This is a genomic window from Nonomuraea angiospora (genome assembly GCF_014873145.1).
GTDB classification, from domain to species: domain Bacteria; phylum Actinomycetota; class Actinomycetes; order Streptosporangiales; family Streptosporangiaceae; genus Nonomuraea; species Nonomuraea angiospora.
Genome location: NZ_JADBEK010000001.1, coordinates 9,516,550 through 9,537,464, shown reverse-complemented (window position 1 = coordinate 9,537,464; position 20,915 = coordinate 9,516,550). Strand labels below are relative to the sequence as shown.

Annotated in this window: 22 protein-coding genes and 1 pseudogene; 12 read left to right on the top strand and 11 right to left on the bottom strand. The window is 70.9% G+C overall.

Going from position 1 to position 20,915, the window contains the following annotated elements:
- Positions 1-27: 27 nt before the first annotated feature.
- Positions 28-789 (bottom strand): SDR family NAD(P)-dependent oxidoreductase, encoded by a 762-nt coding sequence (locus H4W80_RS44020; RefSeq protein ID WP_192790481.1) that lies wholly within the window; start codon positions 787-789, stop codon positions 28-30.
- Positions 790-917: 128 nt separating this feature from the next.
- On the opposite strand from H4W80_RS44020, the gene H4W80_RS44015 reads away from it, so the two are divergent.
- Positions 918-2,084, top strand: a complete 1,167-nt coding sequence (locus H4W80_RS44015) for an MFS transporter (protein WP_318787644.1) — start codon at positions 918-920, stop codon at positions 2,082-2,084.
- Positions 2,085-2,885: 801 nt separating this feature from the next.
- Complete coding sequence (gene recQ, locus H4W80_RS44010) at positions 2,886-4,697, top strand: DNA helicase RecQ (RefSeq protein WP_192790480.1); 1,812 nt, start codon at positions 2,886-2,888, stop codon at positions 4,695-4,697.
- A 985-nt stretch (positions 4,698-5,682) separates the two neighbouring features.
- Here the strand turns inward: recQ and H4W80_RS44005 are convergent.
- Positions 5,683-5,967: a DinB family protein gene (locus H4W80_RS44005; RefSeq protein ID WP_192794454.1), complete on the bottom strand. Its 285-nt coding sequence runs from the start codon at positions 5,965-5,967 to the stop codon at positions 5,683-5,685.
- A gap of 606 nt (positions 5,968-6,573) precedes the next feature.
- A pseudogene (locus H4W80_RS64785) lies at positions 6,574-6,777 on the bottom strand (maleylpyruvate isomerase N-terminal domain-containing protein); the annotation flags it as partial.
- A gap of 250 nt (positions 6,778-7,027) precedes the next feature.
- On the opposite strand from H4W80_RS64785, the gene H4W80_RS61760 reads away from it, so the two are divergent.
- On the top strand, positions 7,028-7,261 hold the full coding sequence (locus H4W80_RS61760) for a CocE/NonD family hydrolase (protein WP_318787334.1): 234 nt from the start codon (positions 7,028-7,030) through the stop codon (positions 7,259-7,261).
- Between the two features lie 520 nt (positions 7,262-7,781).
- Here the strand turns inward: H4W80_RS61760 and H4W80_RS43990 are convergent.
- Entirely contained in the window at positions 7,782-8,249 is a 468-nt protein-coding gene (locus tag H4W80_RS43990; protein WP_192790479.1) for a nuclear transport factor 2 family protein, read from the bottom strand.
- A gap of 136 nt (positions 8,250-8,385) precedes the next feature.
- Here H4W80_RS43990 and H4W80_RS43985 point away from each other — a divergent pair, with 136 nt between their 5' ends.
- The 3 genes from H4W80_RS43985 to H4W80_RS43975 all read left to right on the top strand — a co-directional run bounded on the left by H4W80_RS43985 (position 8,386) and on the right by H4W80_RS43975 (position 11,133).
- Positions 8,386-9,543 (top strand): helix-turn-helix domain-containing protein, encoded by a 1,158-nt coding sequence (locus H4W80_RS43985; protein ID WP_192790478.1) that lies wholly within the window; start codon positions 8,386-8,388, stop codon positions 9,541-9,543.
- A gap of 133 nt (positions 9,544-9,676) precedes the next feature.
- Complete coding sequence (thyX, locus tag H4W80_RS43980; RefSeq protein WP_192790477.1) at positions 9,677-10,462, top strand: FAD-dependent thymidylate synthase; 786 nt, start codon at positions 9,677-9,679, stop codon at positions 10,460-10,462.
- Between the two features lie 335 nt (positions 10,463-10,797).
- Positions 10,798-11,133: a hypothetical protein gene (locus H4W80_RS43975; RefSeq protein ID WP_192790476.1), complete on the top strand. Its 336-nt coding sequence runs from the start codon at positions 10,798-10,800 to the stop codon at positions 11,131-11,133.
- Here the strand turns inward: H4W80_RS43975 and H4W80_RS43970 are convergent.
- Positions 11,126-11,929: an alpha/beta hydrolase gene (locus tag H4W80_RS43970; RefSeq protein WP_192794087.1), complete on the bottom strand. Its 804-nt coding sequence runs from the start codon at positions 11,927-11,929 to the stop codon at positions 11,126-11,128. The two genes, H4W80_RS43975 and H4W80_RS43970, sit on opposite strands and share 8 nt — an antisense overlap.
- Before the next feature lie 183 nt (positions 11,930-12,112).
- On the opposite strand from H4W80_RS43970, the gene H4W80_RS43965 reads away from it, so the two are divergent.
- Genes H4W80_RS43965 through H4W80_RS43950 form a run of 4 tightly spaced genes read left to right on the top strand, consistent with a single transcriptional unit; the run spans position 12,113 to position 14,251 of the window.
- Complete coding sequence (locus H4W80_RS43965) at positions 12,113-12,601, top strand: methylated-DNA--[protein]-cysteine S-methyltransferase (RefSeq protein ID WP_192790475.1); 489 nt, start codon at positions 12,113-12,115, stop codon at positions 12,599-12,601.
- Positions 12,598-13,371, top strand: coding sequence for a 2OG-Fe(II) oxygenase (locus tag H4W80_RS43960; RefSeq protein ID WP_225963989.1), 774 nt, complete (start codon positions 12,598-12,600; stop codon positions 13,369-13,371). Before H4W80_RS43965 ends, H4W80_RS43960 begins: the two co-directional genes overlap by 4 nt.
- Positions 13,368-13,625: an Ada metal-binding domain-containing protein gene (locus tag H4W80_RS43955; protein ID WP_192790474.1), complete on the top strand. Its 258-nt coding sequence runs from the start codon at positions 13,368-13,370 to the stop codon at positions 13,623-13,625. Before H4W80_RS43960 ends, H4W80_RS43955 begins: the two co-directional genes overlap by 4 nt.
- Positions 13,601-14,251, top strand: coding sequence for an alpha-ketoglutarate-dependent dioxygenase AlkB family protein (locus H4W80_RS43950; RefSeq protein ID WP_192790473.1), 651 nt, complete (start codon positions 13,601-13,603; stop codon positions 14,249-14,251). Before H4W80_RS43955 ends, H4W80_RS43950 begins: the two co-directional genes overlap by 25 nt.
- Here the strand turns inward: H4W80_RS43950 and H4W80_RS43945 are convergent.
- The 4 genes from H4W80_RS43945 to H4W80_RS43930 form a co-directional block, all read right to left on the bottom strand.
- A complete protein-coding gene (locus tag H4W80_RS43945) occupies positions 14,235-14,912 on the bottom strand; it encodes a helix-turn-helix domain-containing protein (RefSeq protein WP_225963988.1) in 678 nt (225 codons plus the stop codon). The genes H4W80_RS43950 and H4W80_RS43945 overlap by 17 nt on opposite strands.
- Before the next feature lie 71 nt (positions 14,913-14,983).
- Entirely contained in the window at positions 14,984-16,534 is a 1,551-nt protein-coding gene (locus H4W80_RS43940; protein WP_318787332.1) for a protein kinase domain-containing protein, read from the bottom strand.
- A 37-nt stretch (positions 16,535-16,571) separates the two neighbouring features.
- Positions 16,572-17,375, bottom strand: coding sequence for an alpha/beta fold hydrolase (locus tag H4W80_RS43935; RefSeq protein ID WP_192790471.1), 804 nt, complete (start codon positions 17,373-17,375; stop codon positions 16,572-16,574).
- 32 nt (positions 17,376-17,407) lie between these two features.
- Positions 17,408-17,866 (bottom strand): MarR family transcriptional regulator, encoded by a 459-nt coding sequence (locus tag H4W80_RS43930; protein ID WP_225963987.1) that lies wholly within the window; start codon positions 17,864-17,866, stop codon positions 17,408-17,410.
- A gap of 29 nt (positions 17,867-17,895) precedes the next feature.
- On the opposite strand from H4W80_RS43930, the gene H4W80_RS43925 reads away from it, so the two are divergent.
- Positions 17,896-18,249: a nucleotide pyrophosphohydrolase gene (locus H4W80_RS43925; RefSeq protein WP_192790470.1), complete on the top strand. Its 354-nt coding sequence runs from the start codon at positions 17,896-17,898 to the stop codon at positions 18,247-18,249.
- 25 nt (positions 18,250-18,274) lie between these two features.
- On the opposite strand, the gene H4W80_RS43920 is transcribed toward H4W80_RS43925, so the two are convergent.
- Entirely contained in the window at positions 18,275-18,862 is a 588-nt protein-coding gene (locus H4W80_RS43920) for a TetR/AcrR family transcriptional regulator (RefSeq protein WP_192790469.1), read from the bottom strand.
- 27 nt (positions 18,863-18,889) lie between these two features.
- On the opposite strand from H4W80_RS43920, the gene H4W80_RS43915 reads away from it, so the two are divergent.
- Positions 18,890-19,336 (top strand): hypothetical protein, encoded by a 447-nt coding sequence (locus tag H4W80_RS43915; RefSeq protein ID WP_192790468.1) that lies wholly within the window; start codon positions 18,890-18,892, stop codon positions 19,334-19,336.
- A gap of 16 nt (positions 19,337-19,352) precedes the next feature.
- On the opposite strand, the gene H4W80_RS43910 is transcribed toward H4W80_RS43915, so the two are convergent.
- On the bottom strand, positions 19,353-20,849 hold the full coding sequence (locus tag H4W80_RS43910) for an MFS transporter (protein WP_192790467.1): 1,497 nt from the start codon (positions 20,847-20,849) through the stop codon (positions 19,353-19,355).
- Between the last annotated feature and the right edge of the window lie 66 nt (positions 20,850-20,915).

The window sequence follows — 20,915 nt, the reverse complement described above, 5'->3', positions numbered from 1 at the left end:
GCCTGCACAACCAGGTGGCAACGGTTTTCATTCCCGAGCTTCGGGATCGAGTCCCAGCACCGTACGGCCGCCGTCCACGGGGATGGTGGCGCCGTTCACGAACGCCGCCTCGTCCGAGAGGAGGTGCGCCACGACGGAGGCCACCTCGGCGGGCGTCGCGACCCGGCCGAGGGGATGCAGCGTGGCCAGCTGCTCCTCGACGGCCTGCCGCGCCTGCGGCGGCTGCGCCTCCAGGAACGCCTCATACCGTTCGGTGGCCACGGAGCCAGGGGCCACGGCGTTGACCCTGATCCCGTGCCTGCCGTACTCCACGGCCAGCGCCCTGGTCAGGCCCTCGGTGGCGGCCTTGGCGGTCGAGTAGGGGAGGCTGCCGGGCACCGCCCTGGTGGCCTGGTGGGAGGTGACGTTGACGACGGCGCCGGGCGTACCGGCCGCGAGGAAGTGGCGTACGGCGGTGGCACAGCCCACCACGGCGAGGTCGAGATTGGCCGCGATCAGGGCTCTGACCTCGGCGATCGGGGACATGTGTACGGAGGCGTCGCGGAACACGGCGGCGTTGTTCACCCAGCCGCGCAGGACGCCCGCCTCCTGGGCCAGGTCGGCGGCCCAGGCGGCGACCTCCTCGTCGGCCGCGTCGCCGATCAGCGGGATGACTCGAGGGCCGGCCCAGGCGAGGGCGTCGGGGTCGCGTTCGACGGCCACCACGGTGTCCTGCTCGCCGAGGAGCCGTTCGACCACGGCCTTTCCGATGCCACGCCCGCCGCCGGTCACCACATAGGAAAAGGTCATGACTCGACGCTATTCCGCTTTCACGGTGCGCTATTCCTGACCGGGCGAAGTGACATTTATCACCGTATTTCTGACTGGTGAACGGGAACGATCCTGGAGTGATCGACGCCACCGTGCCGAAGTCCCCCATGTGGATGATCGGCGCTCTCTCGATCACGCAAACCGCCGGATATGGCGTGCTTTATTACGCGTTTTCGGTGTTCATCCCACCCATGTCCCGCGACCTCCACGCCGGGGTCGCGCAGCTGACCGGAGCGATCACGCTGGCCGTGCTGGTGTCCGGGGTCGCGGCGCCGCTCATCGGCCGCTGGCTCGACCGGCACGGCGGGCGCGGGCTCATGACCCTCGGGTCGGTGCTGGGCGGGCTCGCGGTGCTGGCGTGGTCTCAGGTGCGTACCGTGGCGCAGTTGTACCTGGTCTGCGGCGTGCTGGGCGTGGCGTCGGCGATGGTGCTGTACGAGGCGGCCTTCGCCGTGATCGTGGCCTGGTTCGACGCGACCCGGCGGGCGCGGGCGTTACTCGCGGTAACCGTCGTGGCGGGCTTCGCGTCCAGTATCTTCCTGCCGCTGACGGGCTTCCTCGTGGACCTGTACGGGTGGCGCCAGGCCCTGGTCATCCTGGCCGCCGGCTACGCCCTGACCTCGGTGCCGCTGCACGCCCTGGCCGTACGGAGCCGGGCCGCGCCCCCGCACGTGAACCGGCGCGAGGTCGTCGGGGCGGCCCTGCGCGAACGTCCCTTCTGGCTGCTGGCGGCGGCCTTCCTGACCCAGACCGGCGCGGTGTCGGTCATGGGCGTCCTGCTGGTCACGTACCTGATCACCCTCGGCCACGCTCCCGTCTTCGCCGCCGCCGTCGCGGGCCTGCTCGGGGTGCTGTCGGTCACGGGCCGACTCGTCACCACGGGCCTGCAGGGCCGCTGGTCGGTGGCCTTGATCACCGCGGTGATGTTCGGGGTGCAGGGGTTGGCGGCGGTGCTGCTGCCGCTGGTCGGCCGGAGCCCGGCCGGGGCGGTGGCGGGGGTGGTGCTGTTCGGGTTGGGGTTCGGCGTGGGCACGATCGCCCGGCCGGCGCTTCTGGCCGACCGCTACGGCACGGGAGCGTACGCGTCACTGAGCGGGGCACTCGCGCTGCCCATCACGACCGCCAAGGCCGTCGCGCCCCTGCTGGCGGCCGGGATCGCGCAGGTCGTGGGGTATCCGGCGGTGATGGGAGCGGTGGCGGCCGCCTGCGCCCTGGGCGCCCTCTCCCTGATCGCCTACCACCGCAACACCCACCCCGCCCCCGCCACCGCCTAACCCCAGCCCCCGCTCCCCCAGCCCAGCGCCCTCACCGCGCCCAGCCACCCCGTCGAGACCCTCGCCCCGCCATCCCCTAACCACCCTCACTTCCCCAACCCCAGCGGCCTCACCGGGACCAGCCACCGCCTTCGCCCCTCGCCCAGCCATCGCCTAAACACCTCGCTGCTCCAACCCACCAGCCTCACCGTGACCAGCCACCGCCGATCAACCCTCCCTCGCCATCGCCTAAACACCTCACTCCTCCAACCCACCAGCCTCACCGTGACCAGCCACCGCCGGTCAACCCTCCCTCGCCATCGCCTAAACACCTCACTCCTCCAACCGAGCAGCCCTGACCCTGCGCGGCCACCGGCGCCAACCCTCGCCACGCCAAGCCACAATCCGCCCTGATCCCCAATCGCACGGAGCATCCTGCCCGCCGTTCCCCCTTGCGGGACCTTGAGCCCACCTCCCCGCCTTGACGGGCGCCAGCCCTCCTCCCCCCATCGAAGGACCTCAGCGCCTCTGCCCCACGGGAGCCCTTAAGGACCTCAGCCCCTCCTCGAAGGACCCGTCCCCTCCCCTCCCCTCCCCTCCCTCAATGGGACCCTTGAAGGACCCCAGCCCTCCTCACCCTGGACCGGAGCGCGACGGCGACGCGAACGGGACGGCGTAGCGCCGCCGGAGTGGAAAGAGTGGGGCTCACGGACCGATCACCGTCGGGCAGACTGGGGGATGCCAAGGCGAGCGCGTTGGAGCCCCCGATCGCCGTCGGCGGAACTCACGAAACGCTCACCCGCGAACACGTAAGGTAGCCACATGGATACCCCCACCGACGTTCTGCACCGCGTATTCGGCTACGACTCGTTCAGGGCGGGGCAGCAGGAGATCATCGACCATGTCGTGGCCGGCGGCGACGCGCTCGTGCTCATGCCCACCGGCGGCGGCAAATCACTCTGCTACCAGATCCCCGCCCTGGTGCGCCGCGGCGTGGGGGTCGTCATCTCACCCCTGATCGCGTTGATGCAGGACCAGGTCGACGCGCTGCGGGCGCTCGGCGTACGCGCGGGGTTCCTCAACTCGACGCAGGACTTCGACGAGCGGCAGCTGGTCGAGTCGGAGTTCCTGGCCGGCGAGCTCGACCTCCTCTACCTCGCCCCCGAGCGGCTGCGCGTGGACGCCACGCTGCGGCTGCTGGCCAAGGGCGAGATCTCGGTGTTCGCCATCGACGAGGCCCACTGTGTGGCGCAGTGGGGGCACGACTTCCGGCCCGACTACCTCGAGCTTTCCACGCTGCACGAGCGCTGGCCCGACGTGCCGCGCATCGCGCTGACCGCCACGGCCACCCCGGCCACGCACGCCGAGATCTCCTCAAGACTCGGCCTGAGCGAGGCCCGCCACTTCGTCGCCAGCTTCGACCGGCCCAACATCCACTACCGCATCACGCCCAAGAGCGAGCCCAAGCGGCAGTTGCTGGAGTTCCTGCGCACCGAACATCCCGGCGATTCCGGCATCGTCTACTGCATGTCGCGCTCCTCGGTCGAGAAGATCGCCGAGTTCCTGGTCGACAACGGCATCGCCGCCGTGCCGTACCACGCGGGTCTCGACGCCCGCACCCGCGCCACCCACCAGTCCCGCTTCCTGCGCGAAGAGGGGCTGATCGTGGTGGCCACGATCGCGTTCGGCATGGGCATCGACAAGCCCGACGTACGCTTCGTCGCCCATCTCGACCTGCCCAAGTCGGTCGAGGGCTACTACCAGGAGACCGGGCGCGCGGGCCGCGACGGCCTCCCGGCCACGGTGTGGATGGCGTACGGCCTCCAGGACGTCGTCCAGCACCGGCGGATGGCCATGGAAGGCGACGAGGCCCACCGCCGCCGCCAGGTGGTCCACCTCGACTCCATGCTCGCGCTGTGCGAGACCGTGGGGTGCCGGCGGGTGATGCTGCTCGACTACTTCGGCCAGAAGGGCGCCGAACCATGCGGAAACTGCGACACCTGCCAGAATCCGCCCGAATCCTGGGACGGCACCGTCCCCGCCCAGAAGGTGCTGTCGACGGTGCTGCGGCTGGCGCGCGAGCGGCGGCAGAAGTTCGGGGTGGGGCAGGTGGTCGACATCCTGCTCGGCAAGAAGACCGCCAAGGTGCTGCAACACGGCCACGAGACGCTGACCGTGTTCGGCGTGGGCGCTGACCTGGGCAACGCGGAGTGGCACGGCGTGGTGCGGCAACTGCTGGCGCAGGGACTGCTGGCCGTCGAGTCCGACTACGGAGCCCTGGTCCTCACGGACGACAGCGCGTCGGTGCTACGAGGACAGCGCGAGGTGCTGCTGCGCCGCGACACCCTGCGCCCCGCCCGAGCCAAGGTCGCCACCTCATCGAAAGCCCAGGCGGTGGCCGAGCTGTCCGCCGAAGCCGCCCCACTCTTCGAGCGCCTCCGCTCGTGGCGGGGCGCCACCGCGAAGGAACAGGGTGTACCCGCGTACGTCATCTTCCACGACGCGACCCTGAGAGAAATCGCCACCGCCCGACCGTCCTCACTGCCGGAGCTGAGCCAGATCAACGGTGTCGGAGAAAACAAACTGGCGAAGTACGGCGAACAGGTCCTGGAGGTCCTCCAGGCCGACACCTAACCGCCCGACACCCGACACCCGACACCCGACACCCGACACCCGACACCCGACACCCGACACCCGACACCCGACGCCAGGGATTGAAGCACCAACCCAGGCGTACGACTACACAGGGGCGGAGGCGCGAGTGCCGAACCCGGGGGCCCGGACGGGGCCGAGAAAGGGGTGAGGCAGGGGGCTGAGACGGGACGCGAGTCGGGAGGACCGAGACCGGGGCCGATGCACCGGGCCGAGACCGGGGACGCGAGGCGGAAGGACCGAGACGGGGCCCGATGGACCGGGCCGAGACCGGGGACGCGAGACGAAAGAACCCAGGCGGGGTCGGCGAGACGAGATGGCGAGATCGGGAACTTGGGCTGGACCGAGACCGGGCACCGAGATAGGAGAGCTGGGAACCGGCGACGAGGACCGAGGACCGAGGACCGAGGCCAGTGACCGGGGCAGAGGACCGAGACCGGAAACCGGAGGGCGGGAACCCGAGGGCGGGAACCCGAGGGCGGGAACCCGAGGGCGGGAACCCGAGGGCGGGAACCCGAGGGCGGGAACCCGAGACCGAGGGCTGAGAGAGCAGGCAGAAACATGGGCTAGGAGCATGCCTTGAGGCGCGGGCTCATGATCCCTGGACGCCGTCGCGGACCCCAGACGTGGATCGCGGCCACGACCCTAGGCCCCGCCACGCCCCGGCCCCGGCCCCGGTCGCAGCCCGGGCCCGGATGCAGGCCTCAGGCGTGCGTTCGCATTGTGCGGGAAGCGCGAGGCGTGGTGGTGGCGACGGCCGCACGAAGAACGGTCGTCGCCACCACGTTGGTCGGCCGGGTCACGGCGATCGGGTGTCGCCGCCCGCTGACGACCGGCCGGACATGTGCTGGGCTCTGTGGTCGGTATCCCCGACGTGGTTGCGGTACAGGATGATCGTACGGCGTGTGAGCGAGAAATGCTGGATGGGCTGATTGTTCTGTCTTTGAGGTTGGGATTGTTGAGCTGGTCAGAGGGCCGTTGGCCAGTTCGGGTCACGGCCGAGATAGGCCAGAAGGTGGTCCTGGGCTGAGGCGAACGGGGCCGGGGTCCTCCGCGGGGCGAACCTGTGCGGCCGGTCAACGTCCGTGACGAACAGTTGGGCCAGGTCCAGCAGTTCCTCGGCCATGAGGGCGGGGATCGGGTGCTGCTCACCGCAGGCTCTGGCCACGTCCCACCCGTGCACGGCAATCTCGATCGCACCCGCGGCGGCCACCATGGGGGCGGTCAGGTGGCGGTCGCTTATGGAGACCATGCCGGGATGGTTAACCGCGCCCACCCACACACCCAGCACCTCTGTGGCGCGGTCCCTGAGAAAGAGGGCCGGGTTGGCCCCGCATCCTTCCCTCCACGGCGCAAAGCCGCTGAAGCACAGAGCGGTGCCGTCTCCCTCTCCGGTCGCGGACGCACCCACCGCGCAGACATCAGAGCTCGAAGGGGCTCTCTCTCCTCCTCCGGTCGCGGATGCGGCCGCCCCACGAAGAGCAGTACCCGAAGGGGCGCTCTCTCCTCCCTCCGACGCCGATCCGGCCAACCCACGAAGATCAGCGCCCGAAGAGGCGCCGCCCCCTCCCCCCAACGCGGATCCAGCCGACCCGCAAAGGCCAGTGCCCGAAGAGGCGCCATCCCCTCCGCCCGACGTGGATGCAGCCGGCCCACGAAGGCCGGAGCGCAAGGAGGCGGGGTCTGTGCCGCCGGATGCGGGTGCCGTGTGCCTGCGAAGGCTGCGCGGTGAGGGAGCGCCACTGCCGTTGCCTGGTGCGGGGGTGGTCGGCCTTTGGGGGGCCCGAGCGGGCGATGGGCGTGGGTTGGGTGGTCTGGATGTTGGGGCCGGAATGCCCAGCATTTGTGGCGGTGCTGGGGGGATGTGGCCGGAGGCGGCGTCGTTCAGGGTTTGGAGTGAGTCGGCCAGGTGGTCGAGCAGGTGCTGGAGGTTCCAGTCAGCGCAGGGAGTGGGACGGCACAGGGTGGCCGGGGTGACGACGCGGAGGCTGCCCAGCGCGTAGTCGATCGCCCGTTCCAGCAGCGCAACCCCCGCGGCCAGTGCCTTTTCTTGATCGCACATATCGCCTCCTCTCATATGCAGACCCGCGTGCCCGGGGAAAGTCATCGGCCCCCACGTAGGCGTGGGGGTCGGGCTGAAGGGGAGATGTGCCTTGGGTTGCCTGCTCCGTGGACCGCGCAACCGGTTCCTTTGATTGCTCGACGCCACGACGCCCAATAGCGAAGGCGCTTACGACCTGCGCGTTCCGATTCCCGATGGTGTGATGCTCCTCGCCGACCGCTGCTGACTGCGCGGTGCGTGGCCGCTGCCTGTGGTGCTCGTACGGACTCCGTACGAGCACCACAGGCACAAGCTTGGCGCCAGGGCACCTGCCGCGATGCTGGTCAGGCGGGGTATGCAGGGCGTCGTGCAGGACATGCGCGGCACGTTCGGATCCGGTGGCCGGTTCGTGGCCTTTCTCCAGGAGAGGGAGGGCGGGCTGGCCACGGCCGCCGGGTTGCGCGAGCAGGCGTGGCGACGGGCGGCTGGCGACGGCGGCGGCTAGTTACCTGGGATACACGCAGGGGGCGGTCGAGCTGCACCTCGATCCGCCGCTGGAGGCGATGTGCCTAGGATTTACGGCCGTCGTCGCCTCCGGCCTTGGGGTTATGACCGTCGCTGCCCCGGCCTCTGGGTTACGGCGTCGCCCCCGCCAGCCTGGGGGTTATGGCTGTCGCCATCCCCGGCCTTGGAGGTTACGGCGTCGCCGCCCCGGCCTTGGAGGTTACGGCGTCGCCGCCCCTGCCTTGGAGGTTACGGCGTCGCCGCCCCGGGCCTGGGGTTATGACCGTCGCCCCCGCCAGCCTTGAGGTTACGGTCGTCGTCACTCCCGGCCTTGGGGTTACGGCTGTCGCTCCCGGGCTTGGGGGTTACGGCTGTCGCCGTCCCCGGCCTTGGAGGTTACGGCTGTCGCCCCCGCCAGCCTTGGGGTTACGGTCGTCGTCGCTCCCGGGCTTGGGTTATGGCTGTCGCCATCCCCGGCCTTGGGGTTACGGCCGTCGCCGGCCCCGGCCTGGGCTTCCGGATTAGTGGTGGGTGGTGGGCGCTTCGGGTCGGTCCTGTCGGTTCGCCTTCGCGGGTGAGTGGAACCATGCCGCGCCGCGTTGTGTGTCCATGTATTCGCGGACCCGTTTGACCAGACCGGACTCCAGTTCGAAGATGAAGCAGTAGTCGTTGTCGTAGTGGCCGCCGTGGGCAAGGGTGGCCTGCAGTCGCAGCTCGACGACCACGGTGTCGCCGTCGGCGTGGAAGCCGCCGAACTCGATGGACACGTTGTCGACGAAGACCGTGGAGAACTCCTCGGTCAGGAAGCGCACGATGCGGTCCCGCCCGATGAGATGGTGTGTTCCGTCGATGGCGCGGGAGGTCGCGTTGTCGGCAGGGGCGAGCCACTCTGCGTCAGGGGCGAAGACGTCGCGGACCCGGCCGGCGTCACGCGTGGCGAAGGTCCGCCAGGCGTCGATGACGAGTTGCTTGTTCGATGCGGCGCTCATGGAATGTCCTTGGGGAGATGGGTGAGCCCGAATTCTCGCGGGTCCCTGATCAGCAGATCTGGTCACATTCGGCCAGCCTTGGCAGCCGGTCCGGATCCGTCCGATCCGGCGGGCCGGTGGATGCCATGCTGGAAGCGTGAACGCAGTCGGCGCCGTCCTGACCACCGGGATCTACTGCCGGGACGACTGCCCGGGACGCCCTCTCCCGGCGAACACCACCCGCTACCCGTCCGCAGCCGCGGCGGAGGCGGCCGGGTATCGCGCCTGCCATCGGTGCCGCCCGTACCGGCAGGAATCGGCCGCCGTCGCGGACATGCCCGAGCTGGTGTGCCGCGGGGTCGAACTCATCGCCGACGGAGCGCTGGACGAGGCGACGGAGAGCGGTCTCGCCGGTCGGCTCGGCGTGTCCCCACGTCACCTGCGGCGCATGTTTCTTCAGCATGCCGGGGTCACGCCCGACCAGCTCGCCCGCTCCCGGCGCGCGCACTTCGCCCGCCGGCTGCTCGACGACACTGACCTTCGCATAGCCGACATTGCCTTCGCCGCGGGCTTCGGCAGCGTTCGGCAGCTCAACCGGGTCCTCGCGGACACCTTCCACGGCGCCCCGCGGGAGCTGCGGGCCCGGCGGCGGGTCACCGACCGCCTCCAGGCCGACGGTGGACTGGCCCTCCGGCTCACTCATGACAAGTCACTCGATTTCGCGGCCGCCCTGGCCCACCTGGCCGCACGCGCGACACCGACTGTCGAAGCGGTCTCGTCCACCTCTTATCGGCGCACCATCCTGATCGATCAGGACCCCGGCATGATCGAGATCACCCAGCGGTCTCCTGCCGAACTACTGCTCGTCGCCCATCTCCCCCGGCTCAACGGACTCATCCACCACGTCCACCGGGCCCGGCGCATCTTCGCCCTCGACGACCCTGCGAAGACGTGCGGTTCCTGGGATCCGTTCGAAGTCGGCGTGCATGACATCGTGCGTGCCGGGGTGGCGGACGCCGCACGGGCACGGGCGATCCTGGGTGACCTCGCCGGCCGGTTCGGCACGGTCGTGCCCGGCCTCGCCCCAGTCGGCCTCACCAGGATGTTTCCGCAACCCGACGTCCTCGCTCGGGCCGATCTCGACGCGCTGCCCATCCCCGACGCCACCGTCCACGCCCTACGATCGTTCGCGCAGGCGGCCGCCGATGACGGATCGGCGACGCGACCCATCGACAGAAGCCGGAGGAGCCCGCGTTCGCCTGAGCGGGGCCCGAGACCTTCAGCGGTCGCGGGATCGGGGAGGTCGAAGCCGTGAACCATGGCGCCGGCTGAACTTGGACTTGGGATGCCCGCGAGGAGTGTCCAGGGGGCGGCGACCGACTCGCGCCGAGCGGCAGGAGCTGGTTGGCTTGGGGCCGTCAAAAGCCGATCCGAGCGGGGGCTCTCTCATGCGTAGTGTCGAACCCGAGGTCTTCATCGTCGCCCGTCCGTCGCTGGACTACGACGAGCTGGCCCGCTACCTGGCCGAGGTCGGCGGCGAGAGCTGGCTGGAGCGGCTCGATCGCGGCGACCTCGACGCGCAGAACCTCGCCGAGTTCGCCGGTCGGCTCTGCTACCGCTCCTTCGAGCCCGGCCTCAATCCCAACGTGGTCAGGATCAGGGAGAACCAGGACGATTACCTGCGCAACATCCTGGCCAGCGCCCACGGCTCGGTCCTCGAGCACGTCAGCTTCAGCTTCGTGCTCCACAACGTCAGCCGGGTGCTGACCCACGAGCTGGTTCGGCACCGCCCGGGTGTGGCCGTCTCGCAGGAGTCGCTGCGTTTCGTCCGGCTGGACGAGCTGCCGTTCTGGTTCCCGGACTGGGCACGGGAGGACGACGAGCTGATGAAGCGGGCCACGGCGGTGCTGGAGCAGCTTGAGCAGTTCCAGCTGTGGATGGCCGAGCACTTCGGGCTCGATGAGGAGGGCGTGCCGTTCTCGGAGAAGAAGCACCGCACCTCGTTCATGCGCAGGTTCGCCCCGGAGGGCGTGGCGACCGGGCTGGTGTGGACCGCGAACGTGCGCACGCTGCGGCACACGATCGAGGCCCGCACCGCCGCCGGCGCGGAGGAGGAGATCCGCCTGCTGTTCCAGCGCATCGGCGAGCTCATGCGCCAGGAAGCTCCTGCCCTCTTCGGTGACTACGTCGTCGAGGAGGGCGGGGCCTGGGTGCCGGGCTGGCGCAAGGTCTGACCAACCGGTCACGTCAAGGCTTCAGGCTGTTGTCGCCGATGCTTCGTGCGAGTCCGGCTCGCCGGCTGGAACCTGCCGGGATCGGCCGGAGTACAGGTTGCATGAAGTGGTTGATGATGGTGACGCTGCTGGTGGTCTCCGCCGGGTGTTCGGCTGAGGTTCACGAGCCGGCGTCCGTGGCGTCCGTGGCGCGGTCGGCAGTCCTGGGTCCCGTAAGTCCCCGTCCCGTCGGTCCCAGTCCTATAAGCCCGAGTCCTGTAAGCCCGAGTGCCGTAAGTCCGAGTGTCGTAAGTCCGAGTGCGACGGCTACCAGGGCTGCGTGCAACGGGACTTCGGTGCTCTTCACCGGAGGGTTTCCCGAGGTGCGGGGGGTGGGGCGGGAGGCGGAGCTGTGGGGGCTGCTGTTCGTGGCGGGTCCGCCGCTGGCGCGCGGTGAAGAGATCAAGATCGTGTGGCGGATGACGGGTGAAGGGCCGCTGCGGGTCAAGGCGACGCTGCCCGACGGTACGCCGGCCAAGCTCGCCTGGGGGCCCGAGGAGCACGGCGGGTCGAGCTGGCACAAACCCGGCGAGGAGTGGGGCACGGGGTTCGTCTTTCCGAAGCGGGGCTGCTGGAAGATCGAGCTCACCCGTACGCGGGGCTCGGGGTACGTATGGCTGCCGGTCAAATAGCCCGGTCGATGAAGGCCGTCACGTCGTCCAGCACCTCGTCCTTGTTGGTCTCGTTGAAGACCTCGTGCCTGGCGCCCTCGTAGATCCGTTCGGTCAGGTCCGTACCCTTGATCGCCTCGACCCCCGGACGGCTCCCGCTCAGTGGGACGAGCTCGTCGTCGGACCCGTGGACCCACAGCGTGGGCAGGGGCCCGAGCCGGCCGCCCTTGGCGATCGTGGCCAGGGTCGTGGCGAACGCCTCCAGCGTGGTGCGCTTGAACGGGCCATGCCACACCAGCGGGTCGGCGGCGTACGCGGCGCCCACCGAGAGGTCGCGGGAGAGGGTGGCCGGGTCGATCGGGACGTCCGGGGGCTCCTCGTAGGCCAGGAGGGTCGGGACGATCGCCCATTCGCCGATCACCGGGCCTGACAGCACGAGCGCCGCCAGGCCGTCGCCGTAGCGCTGGGCGTAGCGGGCCGCGATCATGCCGCCCATCGAGTGGCCGATCACCACGACGGGGACGCCGGGGTGGTCGTCCCTGGCCTGCTCCTCGACGGAGTAGACGTCGGTGACCACGTCCTCGAAGTCCGCGATGTGCACCCGGTCGCCCGCCGACTTGCCGTGGCCCATGTGGTCGAGGCCGTAGACGGCGGCGCCGTGGCGGACGAGCCGGTCCGCCACGTACTCGTAGCGGCCGATGTGCTCGCCGTACCCGTGGATCAGGATGGCCACGTAGCGCGGCCGGTCGTGGGGCCATACGCCGACCGTGTTGAGGCCCGTGGTGCCGGTGAAGGTGTGTTCGCGCGACTCGGCCATGGTCACCGAGCGTACGCCCATGATCGCTTGATCGTCCACAGGCGGCGGCCGAGGTCCGTCGGTGGAGGGGCATGTCCTGCGCGGGCGCGGGGGGTGGGGCTGCGGCTGGGGTGTGGGGTTGAGGAGGGGCTGTGATGTCCGAAAACCGCTGACCTTTGAGGGCTCGGCGGTGTTGAAGAAGGTATGGACATCCACAGCATCATCGAAAGCCCGTTGGGCCGGATCCTGCTCGTCGGTGACGGCTCCGCGCTGACGCGCGTGTCGTTCGACGTGGGCGCAGGGGCTCGTCTGCGGTGGGAGCCGGCCGCGTTCGAGGAGGTCGAGCGGCAGTTCGCCGAGTACTTCGCGGGCGAGCGGGTCACGTTCGACCTGCCGCTCGCCACCCGCGGCACCCCGTTCCAGGAGCGGGTGTGGGAGGCCGTGGACGAGCTGCCGTACGGGACCACGACGACCTACGGCGCGCTCGCCGCGCGGGTGGGCGCGCCGCGTGAGCGGATCCGCGCGGTCGGCGCGGCCGTCGGTGCGAACCCGCTGCTCGTCGTCCGGCCCTGCCACCGCGTCGTCGGGGCGGACGGCACGCTGACCGGGTACGCGGGCGGCATCGAGCGCAAGCACGAGCTGCTCACGCTCGAAGGCGCCCTGCAGCCGCAGCTCTGGAGCGCCGTCGGATGAACGCGGCGAAGCTAACGGAGGAGCTGGCGGAGAAGACGACGGCAGAGCTGACGAAGGAGACGACGGAGGAGCTGACGAAGGAGGTCACGATGGACTGGGCGAAACTGGCGGAAGAGGTCAACTCGTACGGGTGCGCGCTGACGCCGCCGGTGCTCACCCCCGAGGAGTGCAAGGAGATCGCCGGCCTGTACGACGAGGTCGGGCTGTTCCGGTCCACGATCGACATGGAGCGGCACCGGTTCGGCGCCGGGCAGTACCGCTACTTCAGCCGGCCGTTCCCGCCGCTGGTGGACAAGTTGCGGGCGGCGTTCTACCCGCGGCTGCTGCCGATCGCCCGCGACTGGGCGGCCAGGCTGGGCCAGCCGGCGCCGTGGCCGGACGACTTCGACGAGTGGCTGGACATGTGCCACAGAGCGGGGCAGACCAGGCCGACGCCCATCCTGCTGCGGTACAAGCGGGACGACTGGAACGCGCTGCACCGCGACCTCTACGGTGACCTGGTGTTCCCGTTGCAGGTCGTGATCGGGCTGGACCGGCCGGGCGAGGACTACACCGGCGGCGAGTTCCTGCTGGTGGAGCAGCGGCCGCGGGCCCAGTCGCGGGGGACGGTGACGCTGTTGCCGCAGGGGCACGGGCTGATCTTCACCACGCGCGACCGGCCCGTGCGCTCCTCGCGGGGCTGGTCGGCCTCCCCCGTGCGGCACGGGGTGAGCACCGTCCGGTCCGGGCTGCGGCATACGCTGGGGCTCGTCTTCCACGACGCGAAATGACGTACACGCTGGTGGGGGCCGACGGCCGTCCGTACGCGAGTGCGGTGCCCGGCACGCTGGGCGGGCATCGGGGGGTCCGGCTGTACGGGCGGCTGGACTGCCCCTCGGCGCTGCGCGCCATCGCCCGCGGGGGATATATCCGGCATCGGGTCTTCTTCGCGGACGCCGGTGACGCGGTGGCGGCCGGGTACCGGCCGTGTTCGAGATGCTTGCCGGAGGCGTACCAGGCATGGAAGGGCCGGGAGACGGCGTGAGGCGGGAGATCGCGCCGGGTGCGGTACACGTGCCCGGCTGGCTGACGCTGGACGAGCAGCGCCACCTCGTCGAGGCGTGCCGCGAGTGGGCCACGGGGCCGGTGCCGATCCGGCACACCGTGCTGCCCAGGGGCGGCGTGATGTCGGTCCAGACGGTGTGCGTGGGGTGGCACTGGCAGCCGTACCGGTACACGCGCATCGCCCACGACGTGAACGGCCGGCAGGTGGCCGAGTTCCCCGCGTGGCTGGGCGAGCTGGGGCGGCGCGCCCTGGCCGACGCGTACGGACGCCCCAGCGACACGTACGAACCCGACACCGCCCTGATCAACTTCTACGACGGCCAGGCCAGGATGGGCATGCACCAGGACAAGGACGAGAAGTCCGACGCCCCAGTGGTGTCGCTGAGCATCGGCGACCGGTGCCTGTTCCGCTTCGGCAACACCGAGACGCGCGGCCGGCCGTACACCGACGTCGAACTCGCCTCAGGCGATCTGTTCGTGTTCGGCGGGCCGTCGCGCTTCGCCTACCACGGCGTGCCGAAGGTCCGTCCGGGCACCGGCGATCCCGCCACCGGCCTGGCCTCCGGCCGCCTCAACATCACGATGCGCGTCACGGGCCTTCGGTGACGTAGTCGAAGTCCTCGTCGGAGAGCGTGCGCCGCAGCGTCCGCAGCACCCTCGCCGGGTCGTCGTCCGGCCCCGGCGCGTAGAAGGGCCTGCCGTCACGGCCGAACGTGATCGCCGCGTCCCCCTCCCACTTGCCCAGCACGTCGGCCGCCGGAGCGAAGTCCTCGTGCGGCTCGAACCCGAGCGTCCGCGCGTAGTCGACGGACCCGAACACCAGGTTCCGGGCCAGCTCGATCGGCGCCTCCTGGAAGCCCGCGTACTCGCCGAAGAAGTATTGGCGGAAGCGCCGCAGGTCACGGTCGTCGAGCACGTCGGGGCCGATCGCGTTCTTCGCCCCGAGGCAGTAGACGTCGGCGAGGAAGCCGGCCACCGTCATCCTGTCCCAGGTGTGGCGCCGCGCGACCAGCACGCACACCAGACCGCCCAGGCCGGCGCCGGGGGCCTCGTCCACCCATCCGCGGGCCGGGTCGACGGTGAGCCCCGCGCTCCAGCCGACGTTGACCCAGCACCCGACCACCTCGGGCTCGGCGGCGGGGGCCTCCGAGGCGATGGCCCGCACCAGCGGCGCCACGACGGACGGCGACACCTTCAGCGCCTTGGCGATCTCTTTCGGGGAGCGGCCCTCGGCGCGCAGCTCGCGTACCCGATCCTTCAAGTCCATTCCGGCAGCCTAACCGTCCTGACCACCGCGGGCTGCGCCACCATGAGGGTCAGGGCGGCGTGGCGAGCCCGTCAAGCTCCTCGGTGGAAGTAGGACCGGCGCGGCTCCTGGCCGCTCAGTCCGCCGATGCAGCGCAGGAAGCGCGTGCCGTTCTCGAACTGCGCCTGCGTCGGCGGCATCACGTCCACCATCCATCCGGCCGTACCGAGGTTCCTGGCCGTCCCGACCCTGCTGGCCAGGAGCACCGCCCGGCTGCAGATCCGCTTGACCGTGGGGTGCTTGGCGAGGTCCTGCTGCACGTACGTCTCGGCGTCCGACGGGATCGGGGCGACCGCGAACGTCTCCCACGCGTGCCGCTCCTCGCACCCGACCCGCCTGGCCTTCGTGTCGCCGGAGATGATGACCAGGCCGCCCCAGCACTCCGACTCCTGCACGCACGCCGCCTCACCGCCGCGCACCTTGCTCGCCGGGCAGTTCTCCGTGTACGTCTTCAGCCCCTTGAACACGGTCTCCGCCTCTTCGGTGGACTGGGTGGAGGCCGAAGCGCTGGGAGACGACTCGTGCTTGCCGCCCGGCTCCCTGGTGACGTACGTGTAGACGACCACGCCGACGCCTGTCGAGATCACCAGGGCCAGGGCGGCGGCGATCGAGATCAGCGCCTTCGAGGTGCCGCGCCGGGCGGGTGGCACGGTGTCCGCGTGGCCACCCGGCGGCGGGCCCGGCTGGCTCAGGTGCTGCCCCGTCGGCTGAGGCTGAGATGGGAGCATCGGCTGGGAGGGGGCCGACGGCGCGGCGTGCCGTCCCCCGGAGGGAGCCGGGGCGGGTCCGAGCGGGACGGCAGCGAGGGCGTCGCGGAACGCCTGCGCGGTGGGCGTGCGCCGGCGCGGGTCGCTGGCCAGCGCCTGGCGCAGCACGGCGGTCAGCTGGGGCGGCACGCCGGGAATGTCCGGAACGGGCAGGCGGTGCAGGGCCAGGATCATCGCCAGGTTCGGCACGCCGCTCTCGGGGAAGCGCGGCGGGCGGCCGTTCAGCAGCGCGTAGACGGTGGCGGCCAGCGCGTACACGTCACCGGCCGGGCTCGGCTCGGCCAGCTCGAACGCCTCGGGCGGGGCGTACGACGGCGTCAGGGACTCGCGCGTCACCGACGCCTCGGGCCCGGACGCGGGCATGGTGGCCAGCCCGAAGTCGGACAGCGCCACCTGACCGTACCGGTCGACCAGGATGTTGCCCGGCTTCACGTCCCGGTGCAGCACCCCCTGCGCGTGCGCGGCGGCCAGCGCGTCGGCGATGCGTACGCCCACGTCACGCGCCTCGACCGGCGAGAGCCTGCGTCCGGCCAGCGACCCGCCGGGGCACAGCTCGAGCACCATGTACGGCCGCCCGTCGGGCAGCAGCCCCGCGTCGTAGACGGCCACGACGTGCGGGTGACCGGACAGGGCCCCGGCGGCCGTGACCTCGCGCAGGAACCGGCGCCGGTCGCGGTCGGACAGCAGCACCCGGTTGTCGACCTTGAGCGCGACCTCGCGGCCCACGGCCGACTGCAGGGCGAGGTAGACGATCCCGAAGCCGCCCTGGCCGAGCACACCCTTGATCTCATAGCCGGAAACCGATAATTCGGACACGCGCGGAAGCGTACAGGTACGGGGTGACACTGGTGATTCAGCCGGCGAACTGGAGAACCTCGCGGAGCCGGGCCGCGTATGCCCGGGGATGGCTGGTGTTGCCGTTGTGCCCGCCCGGGAACTCCACCAGCTCCGTGCCCAGCAGCTCCGCCAGCTCGGCCGCGCACCGGCGGTCGAAGACGTGGTGCGGGGTGGCGTGCCCGGCCGCGGGCAGGATGCGGGTACGGCACCCGCTCAGGTCGAGCTCGTCCTCGACGACGGCGGTGAAGTCGTGGCGGATGAAGAAGTCGAAGTTCGCCTGCCGTCGCGGCGTGATGGGCTGCGGGGTCAGGTCGCTCTCGGCGTCCTCGGTGATGCCGAGCACCCGCTTCACCTGGCCGATCGCCGCCGGCAGGCCGCCTTCGCGGTAGAGCGACTGGAGCTCGGCCAGCTCCTTGCGGTGCTCGGCGCGTTCGGCCTCGGGCAGCAGCCACGGCGAGACGGGCTCGTGCGCGATGAGCAGGCTGAGCTGCTCGGGGTGCTCGACGGCCAGGTGGAGTCCGATGGAGGCGCCCAGGCTCTGCCCCAGCATGATCACGGGCTGGTCGGTCAGGTGGGCCAGCAGCCGATGCGCGTCGTCGGCGTGCTCGCGCACGCTGACACCGGCGCCGGGCACCGTGCTGCGGCTGAGCCCGCGCCGGTCGTACGTGATCACCGTGTACGCGTCCATCAGCCGATCGACCAGGTCAACGGTGCGACCGGCGTCGCCCTCGCCGCTCTGCGAGATCAGCAGGAGCGGACCGCTGCCGCGCACCTCGTAGTAGAGGTCGACGCCCGGCATGCGCAAGATGTCTGCGTTCATGACCTCCAAGCTAATCCATCAAATTTGATACATCAAGTTCGATGCATTATCCCGGGGATCAGTCTGGCGGCCAGCTCCTCCAGCACCGCCACGGTCTCCGCCACGCGCCCCGGGTCGTCCGTGCCCAGCGCGGCCCCCAGCGCGGCGTCGATCGGGGTGTCCCTGACCTGCGTCACCCGTTCGGACACCGCGGGCGCCTCGCGGATGATCGTGCGCCGCCGATCCGCGGGGTCCGTCTCGGCGATCACCGCGCCCACGGACCTCAGCCGCGCGATGGCCGCCGACACGGCACTCTGCGGCAGCCCGGTGCGGGCGGCGATCTCACCCACGGTGGTGTCGGGGTGTCCGCGCAGATCGCTCACCACGATCAGCACCGTGCGCACGCTCGTGGAGTGCTCACCGATGCCCTCGGTCGGCATGGCCTCCTCGCCGATCTTCATCAGCGTCCGGCCCAACAGGAACAGCTCGACCCCATTCACGAGCAGCAACATACCGGCGGTGATGGGTAAGGTCGTGCGACGTGACGACGGACTTGGAACGCCTCGCCGAACGCCTGCGCGAGTTCGCCAGGGTCAGGGACTGGGAGCAGTTCCACACGCCCAAGAACCTGGCGATGGCGCTGGCGGGTGAGGTCGGGGAGCTGGTGGCGGAGTTCCAGTGGCTCACGGCCGAGGAGTCCGGGAAGCCCGATCCCGAGGCGCTCGCCCGCATACGCACCGAACTGGGGGACGTCACCCTCTACCTGATCCGGCTGGCCGACGTGCTGGGCGTGGACCTGGTGGAGGCGGCCCAGGCCAAACTGGACGACAACGACCGCCGCTACGACGCCGACCGCTACCGCGGCTCGGCCAAGAAGGCCCCGCCCTCCAGCTGAGGCGGCCCCATAGGCGCAGTGAGCGTCAGGTGGTGCTGCCGGTCAGGAGGCGGGCCACGTCGGCGGCCAGGGTGTTCGCCAGGGTGTCCAGCCGGCCGGGGTCTTCCAGCAGGAGGAAGAGCCAGGCGAAGATCGACCCCAGGAGCATGGCGTGGACCCTCGCGGGATCCGGCCGGGACGGCAGCTCGCCGCGCGCCACCGCCCGGTCCAGCACCTCGGTCACGCACTCGCGCTCGGCTCTGACGAACGTGCCCGCGAACGCGGCGGCCATCGCCTCGTCCGCGTGCACGTCCGCCAGCAGCCCCGGCACGACTCCGGGCGGCGGCGCGCTCAGGGTGGTGGCGATGACGTGGGTGAGGGCGGCCAGGTCGGTGGTGAGGGAGCCGGTGTCGGGGGGTGTCTCCAGCTCCAGGTCGTGCATGACGGCCGCGAAGATCATGGCCTGCTTGGTGGCGTGGCGGCGGTAGATGGCGGCCTTTCCGACGCCTGCCCGCGCCGCCACCGCGTCCACGGTGAGCTGCGCGTACCCCTGCTCGGCCAGCAGTTCGCGGGCCGCCGCGGCGATGGCCTCGTCCACGCGTCCGTCTCTGGGGCGACCCACCGGCTGGCTCATGCGGACCAGCTTATAGGATTCGGAACCATGAGTTCCGATACTTCCGTTCTCGTAAGGCGGGCGGGCGGGATGCTGGTGTTCCTGGGCTGCGTGCACCTGGTCGCCACCGCCGTGCTGAGCGCCGCGCACATTCCGGGCTGGTTCGGCGGGAGCATGTGGTTCTTCCCGCCGGGGCCGGAGGACCTGTCGCGGCTCGCGCCGGAGGTGGGGGCGTTCTGGCTGGTCTGGGGGAGCTTCGCGGTGCCGCTGGCGCTGATCGGGGCGCTGGTGGTGGGGTTCGGGCGGCGGGGGCAGGTGCCGCCGGCCTATCTCGGGGTCGGGGTGGGGGTGTGGGCGCTGGGTGGTGCCGCGCTGTTCGAGCCGTCGCCGTTCGTGCTCGCGGTGGTGCCGGCCGTGCTGCTGCTGGCCGCCCGTCGCCGGGAAACCGCGAAACGCGACGACGCCGGACAGGCCCCGGGGGCCGGTCCGGCGTGAGTCGCGGTGCGGAGGGTCATGCCGCGTGGCGCCGGAGGACCGCGAGGGTGAGGGCGGCCAGGCCGATGAAGGTGATCGCGCTGACCACCGCCACCGTGTTGAGCCCCGTGGTGAACGCGGCCCGCGCCAGGTCCAGCAGGTCGGGCTGGTCCTTGGCGGCGATCACCGCGGCGGTGATGCTCTCGCGGACCGCCTCCACCGGCAGGTGCTCGGGGAGCTGCCCGCGGTAGACGGCGCTGCCGAGGCTGCCCAGCGCGGCCACGCCCACCGCGACGCCGAACTCGCCGCCCGTCTCCGACAGCGAGGCCGCGGAGCCGGCCTTCTCCGCGGGCGCGGCCGTCATGATGACGCCGTTGCCCACGCCCATCGGCAGCGCGATGCCCGCGGAGGCCAGGACGAGCCCGGTCACGACCAGGCCGGTGCCACCGGCGCTCGGCACCTGCGTGTGCAGGAACAGCCCGGCCGCGCCCACGACGAATCCGCCGGCCATCACGTACGCGGTGCCGACGCGGCGGGCGAGGGCGGGGGCCAGGGTCAGGGCGACGATCATGGCGAGGTTCTGCGGCACGAGCCAGAGACCGGCCTCCAGCGGGGACATGGCCTCGACGGTCTGCAGGTACTGGGTGGTCATCAGCGTCGTCCCGGCCATCACGATGCCGCCGAGCAGCATGGTCCCGAGCGTGGTCGCGAAGGCCCGGTTGCCGAACAGGCGCAGGTCGAGCAGGGGGTCGGCGAGCCGGCGCTGGCGCCGTACGAACATCACGGCGAACGCCGCCCCGGCCGCGACCGCCACCACGGGCACCGGGTGCCAGCCGCTCCTCGTGATCTCCTTGAGCCCGTACACGACCGGCAGGATGGTCGCGAGCGACAGCGCGACGCTGGCGAGGTCGAGCCGGCCCGCGTTCGGGTCGCGGTACTCGGGCAGCAGCGTCCGCCCGGCCACCAGCAGCGCCACCATGAACGGCACCCCCATCAGGAAGGCCGCACCCCACCAGAAGTGCTCGAGCAGCAGCCCGCCCACGATCGGCCCGGCCGCCATGCCCAGCATGAAGCAGCTGAACCAGAGCCCGATCGCGGTGCCCATCTGCTTGGCGTCGTGGAACATGTTCCTGATCAGCGCCATCGACGACGGCATCAGCGTCGCCCCCGCGATGCCGAGCAGCGCCCGGGCCACGATCAGCATCTCGGCGCTCACCGAGTAGGCGGCCACCACGGAGGCCGCACCGAACGCCGTCGCCCCGATCATCAGCAGCCGGCGCCGCCCGATCCGGTCGCCCAGCGTCCCCATGGTGACCAGGAACCCGGCCAGCATGAAGCTGTAGATGTCCATGATCCAGAGCTGCTGCGGCGCGCTGGCCCCGAGGCCGGCGCTGAGGTGCGGAAGCGCCAGGTAGAGCACGCTGACGTCGACCGAGAGCAGCAGGGCCACGGAGGCCAGGACGGCCAGCCCGGTCCATTCCCGGCGGCCGGCGCGGGTGCCCGTGGGCGTGCCCTCCAGCGTGGTGGTGTTCATCTCGTTCCCCTTTCAGTTGTCTTCACAGTGCTGTAAGGGGCTTCCGATGTTCTTTTCGTGGGCTTA

Bases quoted from the DNA above. Each gene is read 5' to 3' on its own strand.
- recQ (WP_192790480.1), top strand. From the start codon at position 2,886: ATGGATACCCCCACCGACGTTCTGCACCGCGTATTCGGCTACGACTCG.
- H4W80_RS44020 (WP_192790481.1), bottom strand. From the start codon at position 789: ATGACCTTTTCCTATGTGGTGACCGGCGGCGGGCGTGGCATCGGAAAG.
- H4W80_RS43990 (WP_192790479.1), bottom strand. From the start codon at position 8,249: ATGAGCGCCGCATCGAACAAGCAACTCGTCATCGACGCCTGGCGGACC.
- H4W80_RS43945 (WP_225963988.1), bottom strand. From the start codon at position 14,912: ATGGACTTGAAGGATCGGGTACGCGAGCTGCGCGCCGAGGGCCGCTCC.
- H4W80_RS43910 (WP_192790467.1), bottom strand. From the start codon at position 20,849: ATGAACACCACCACGCTGGAGGGCACGCCCACGGGCACCCGCGCCGGC.
- H4W80_RS43965 (WP_192790475.1), top strand. From the start codon at position 12,113: ATGGACATCCACAGCATCATCGAAAGCCCGTTGGGCCGGATCCTGCTC.
- H4W80_RS43970 (WP_192794087.1), bottom strand. From the start codon at position 11,929: ATGGCCGAGTCGCGCGAACACACCTTCACCGGCACCACGGGCCTCAAC.
- H4W80_RS44015 (WP_318787644.1), top strand. From the start codon at position 918: ATGTGGATGATCGGCGCTCTCTCGATCACGCAAACCGCCGGATATGGC.
- H4W80_RS43955 (WP_192790474.1), top strand. From the start codon at position 13,368: ATGACGTACACGCTGGTGGGGGCCGACGGCCGTCCGTACGCGAGTGCG.
- H4W80_RS43915 (WP_192790468.1), top strand. From the start codon at position 18,890: ATGAGTTCCGATACTTCCGTTCTCGTAAGGCGGGCGGGCGGGATGCTG.
- H4W80_RS43935 (WP_192790471.1), bottom strand. From the start codon at position 17,375: ATGAACGCAGACATCTTGCGCATGCCGGGCGTCGACCTCTACTACGAG.
- H4W80_RS43950 (WP_192790473.1), top strand. From the start codon at position 13,601: ATGGAAGGGCCGGGAGACGGCGTGAGGCGGGAGATCGCGCCGGGTGCG.
- H4W80_RS43920 (WP_192790469.1), bottom strand. From the start codon at position 18,862: ATGAGCCAGCCGGTGGGTCGCCCCAGAGACGGACGCGTGGACGAGGCC.
- thyX (WP_192790477.1), top strand. From the start codon at position 9,677: ATGCGTAGTGTCGAACCCGAGGTCTTCATCGTCGCCCGTCCGTCGCTG.
- H4W80_RS43960 (WP_225963989.1), top strand. From the start codon at position 12,598: ATGAACGCGGCGAAGCTAACGGAGGAGCTGGCGGAGAAGACGACGGCA.
- H4W80_RS44005 (WP_192794454.1), bottom strand. From the start codon at position 5,967: ATGGTCTCCATAAGCGACCGCCACCTGACCGCCCCCATGGTGGCCGCC.
- H4W80_RS43930 (WP_225963987.1), bottom strand. From the start codon at position 17,866: ATGTTGCTGCTCGTGAATGGGGTCGAGCTGTTCCTGTTGGGCCGGACG.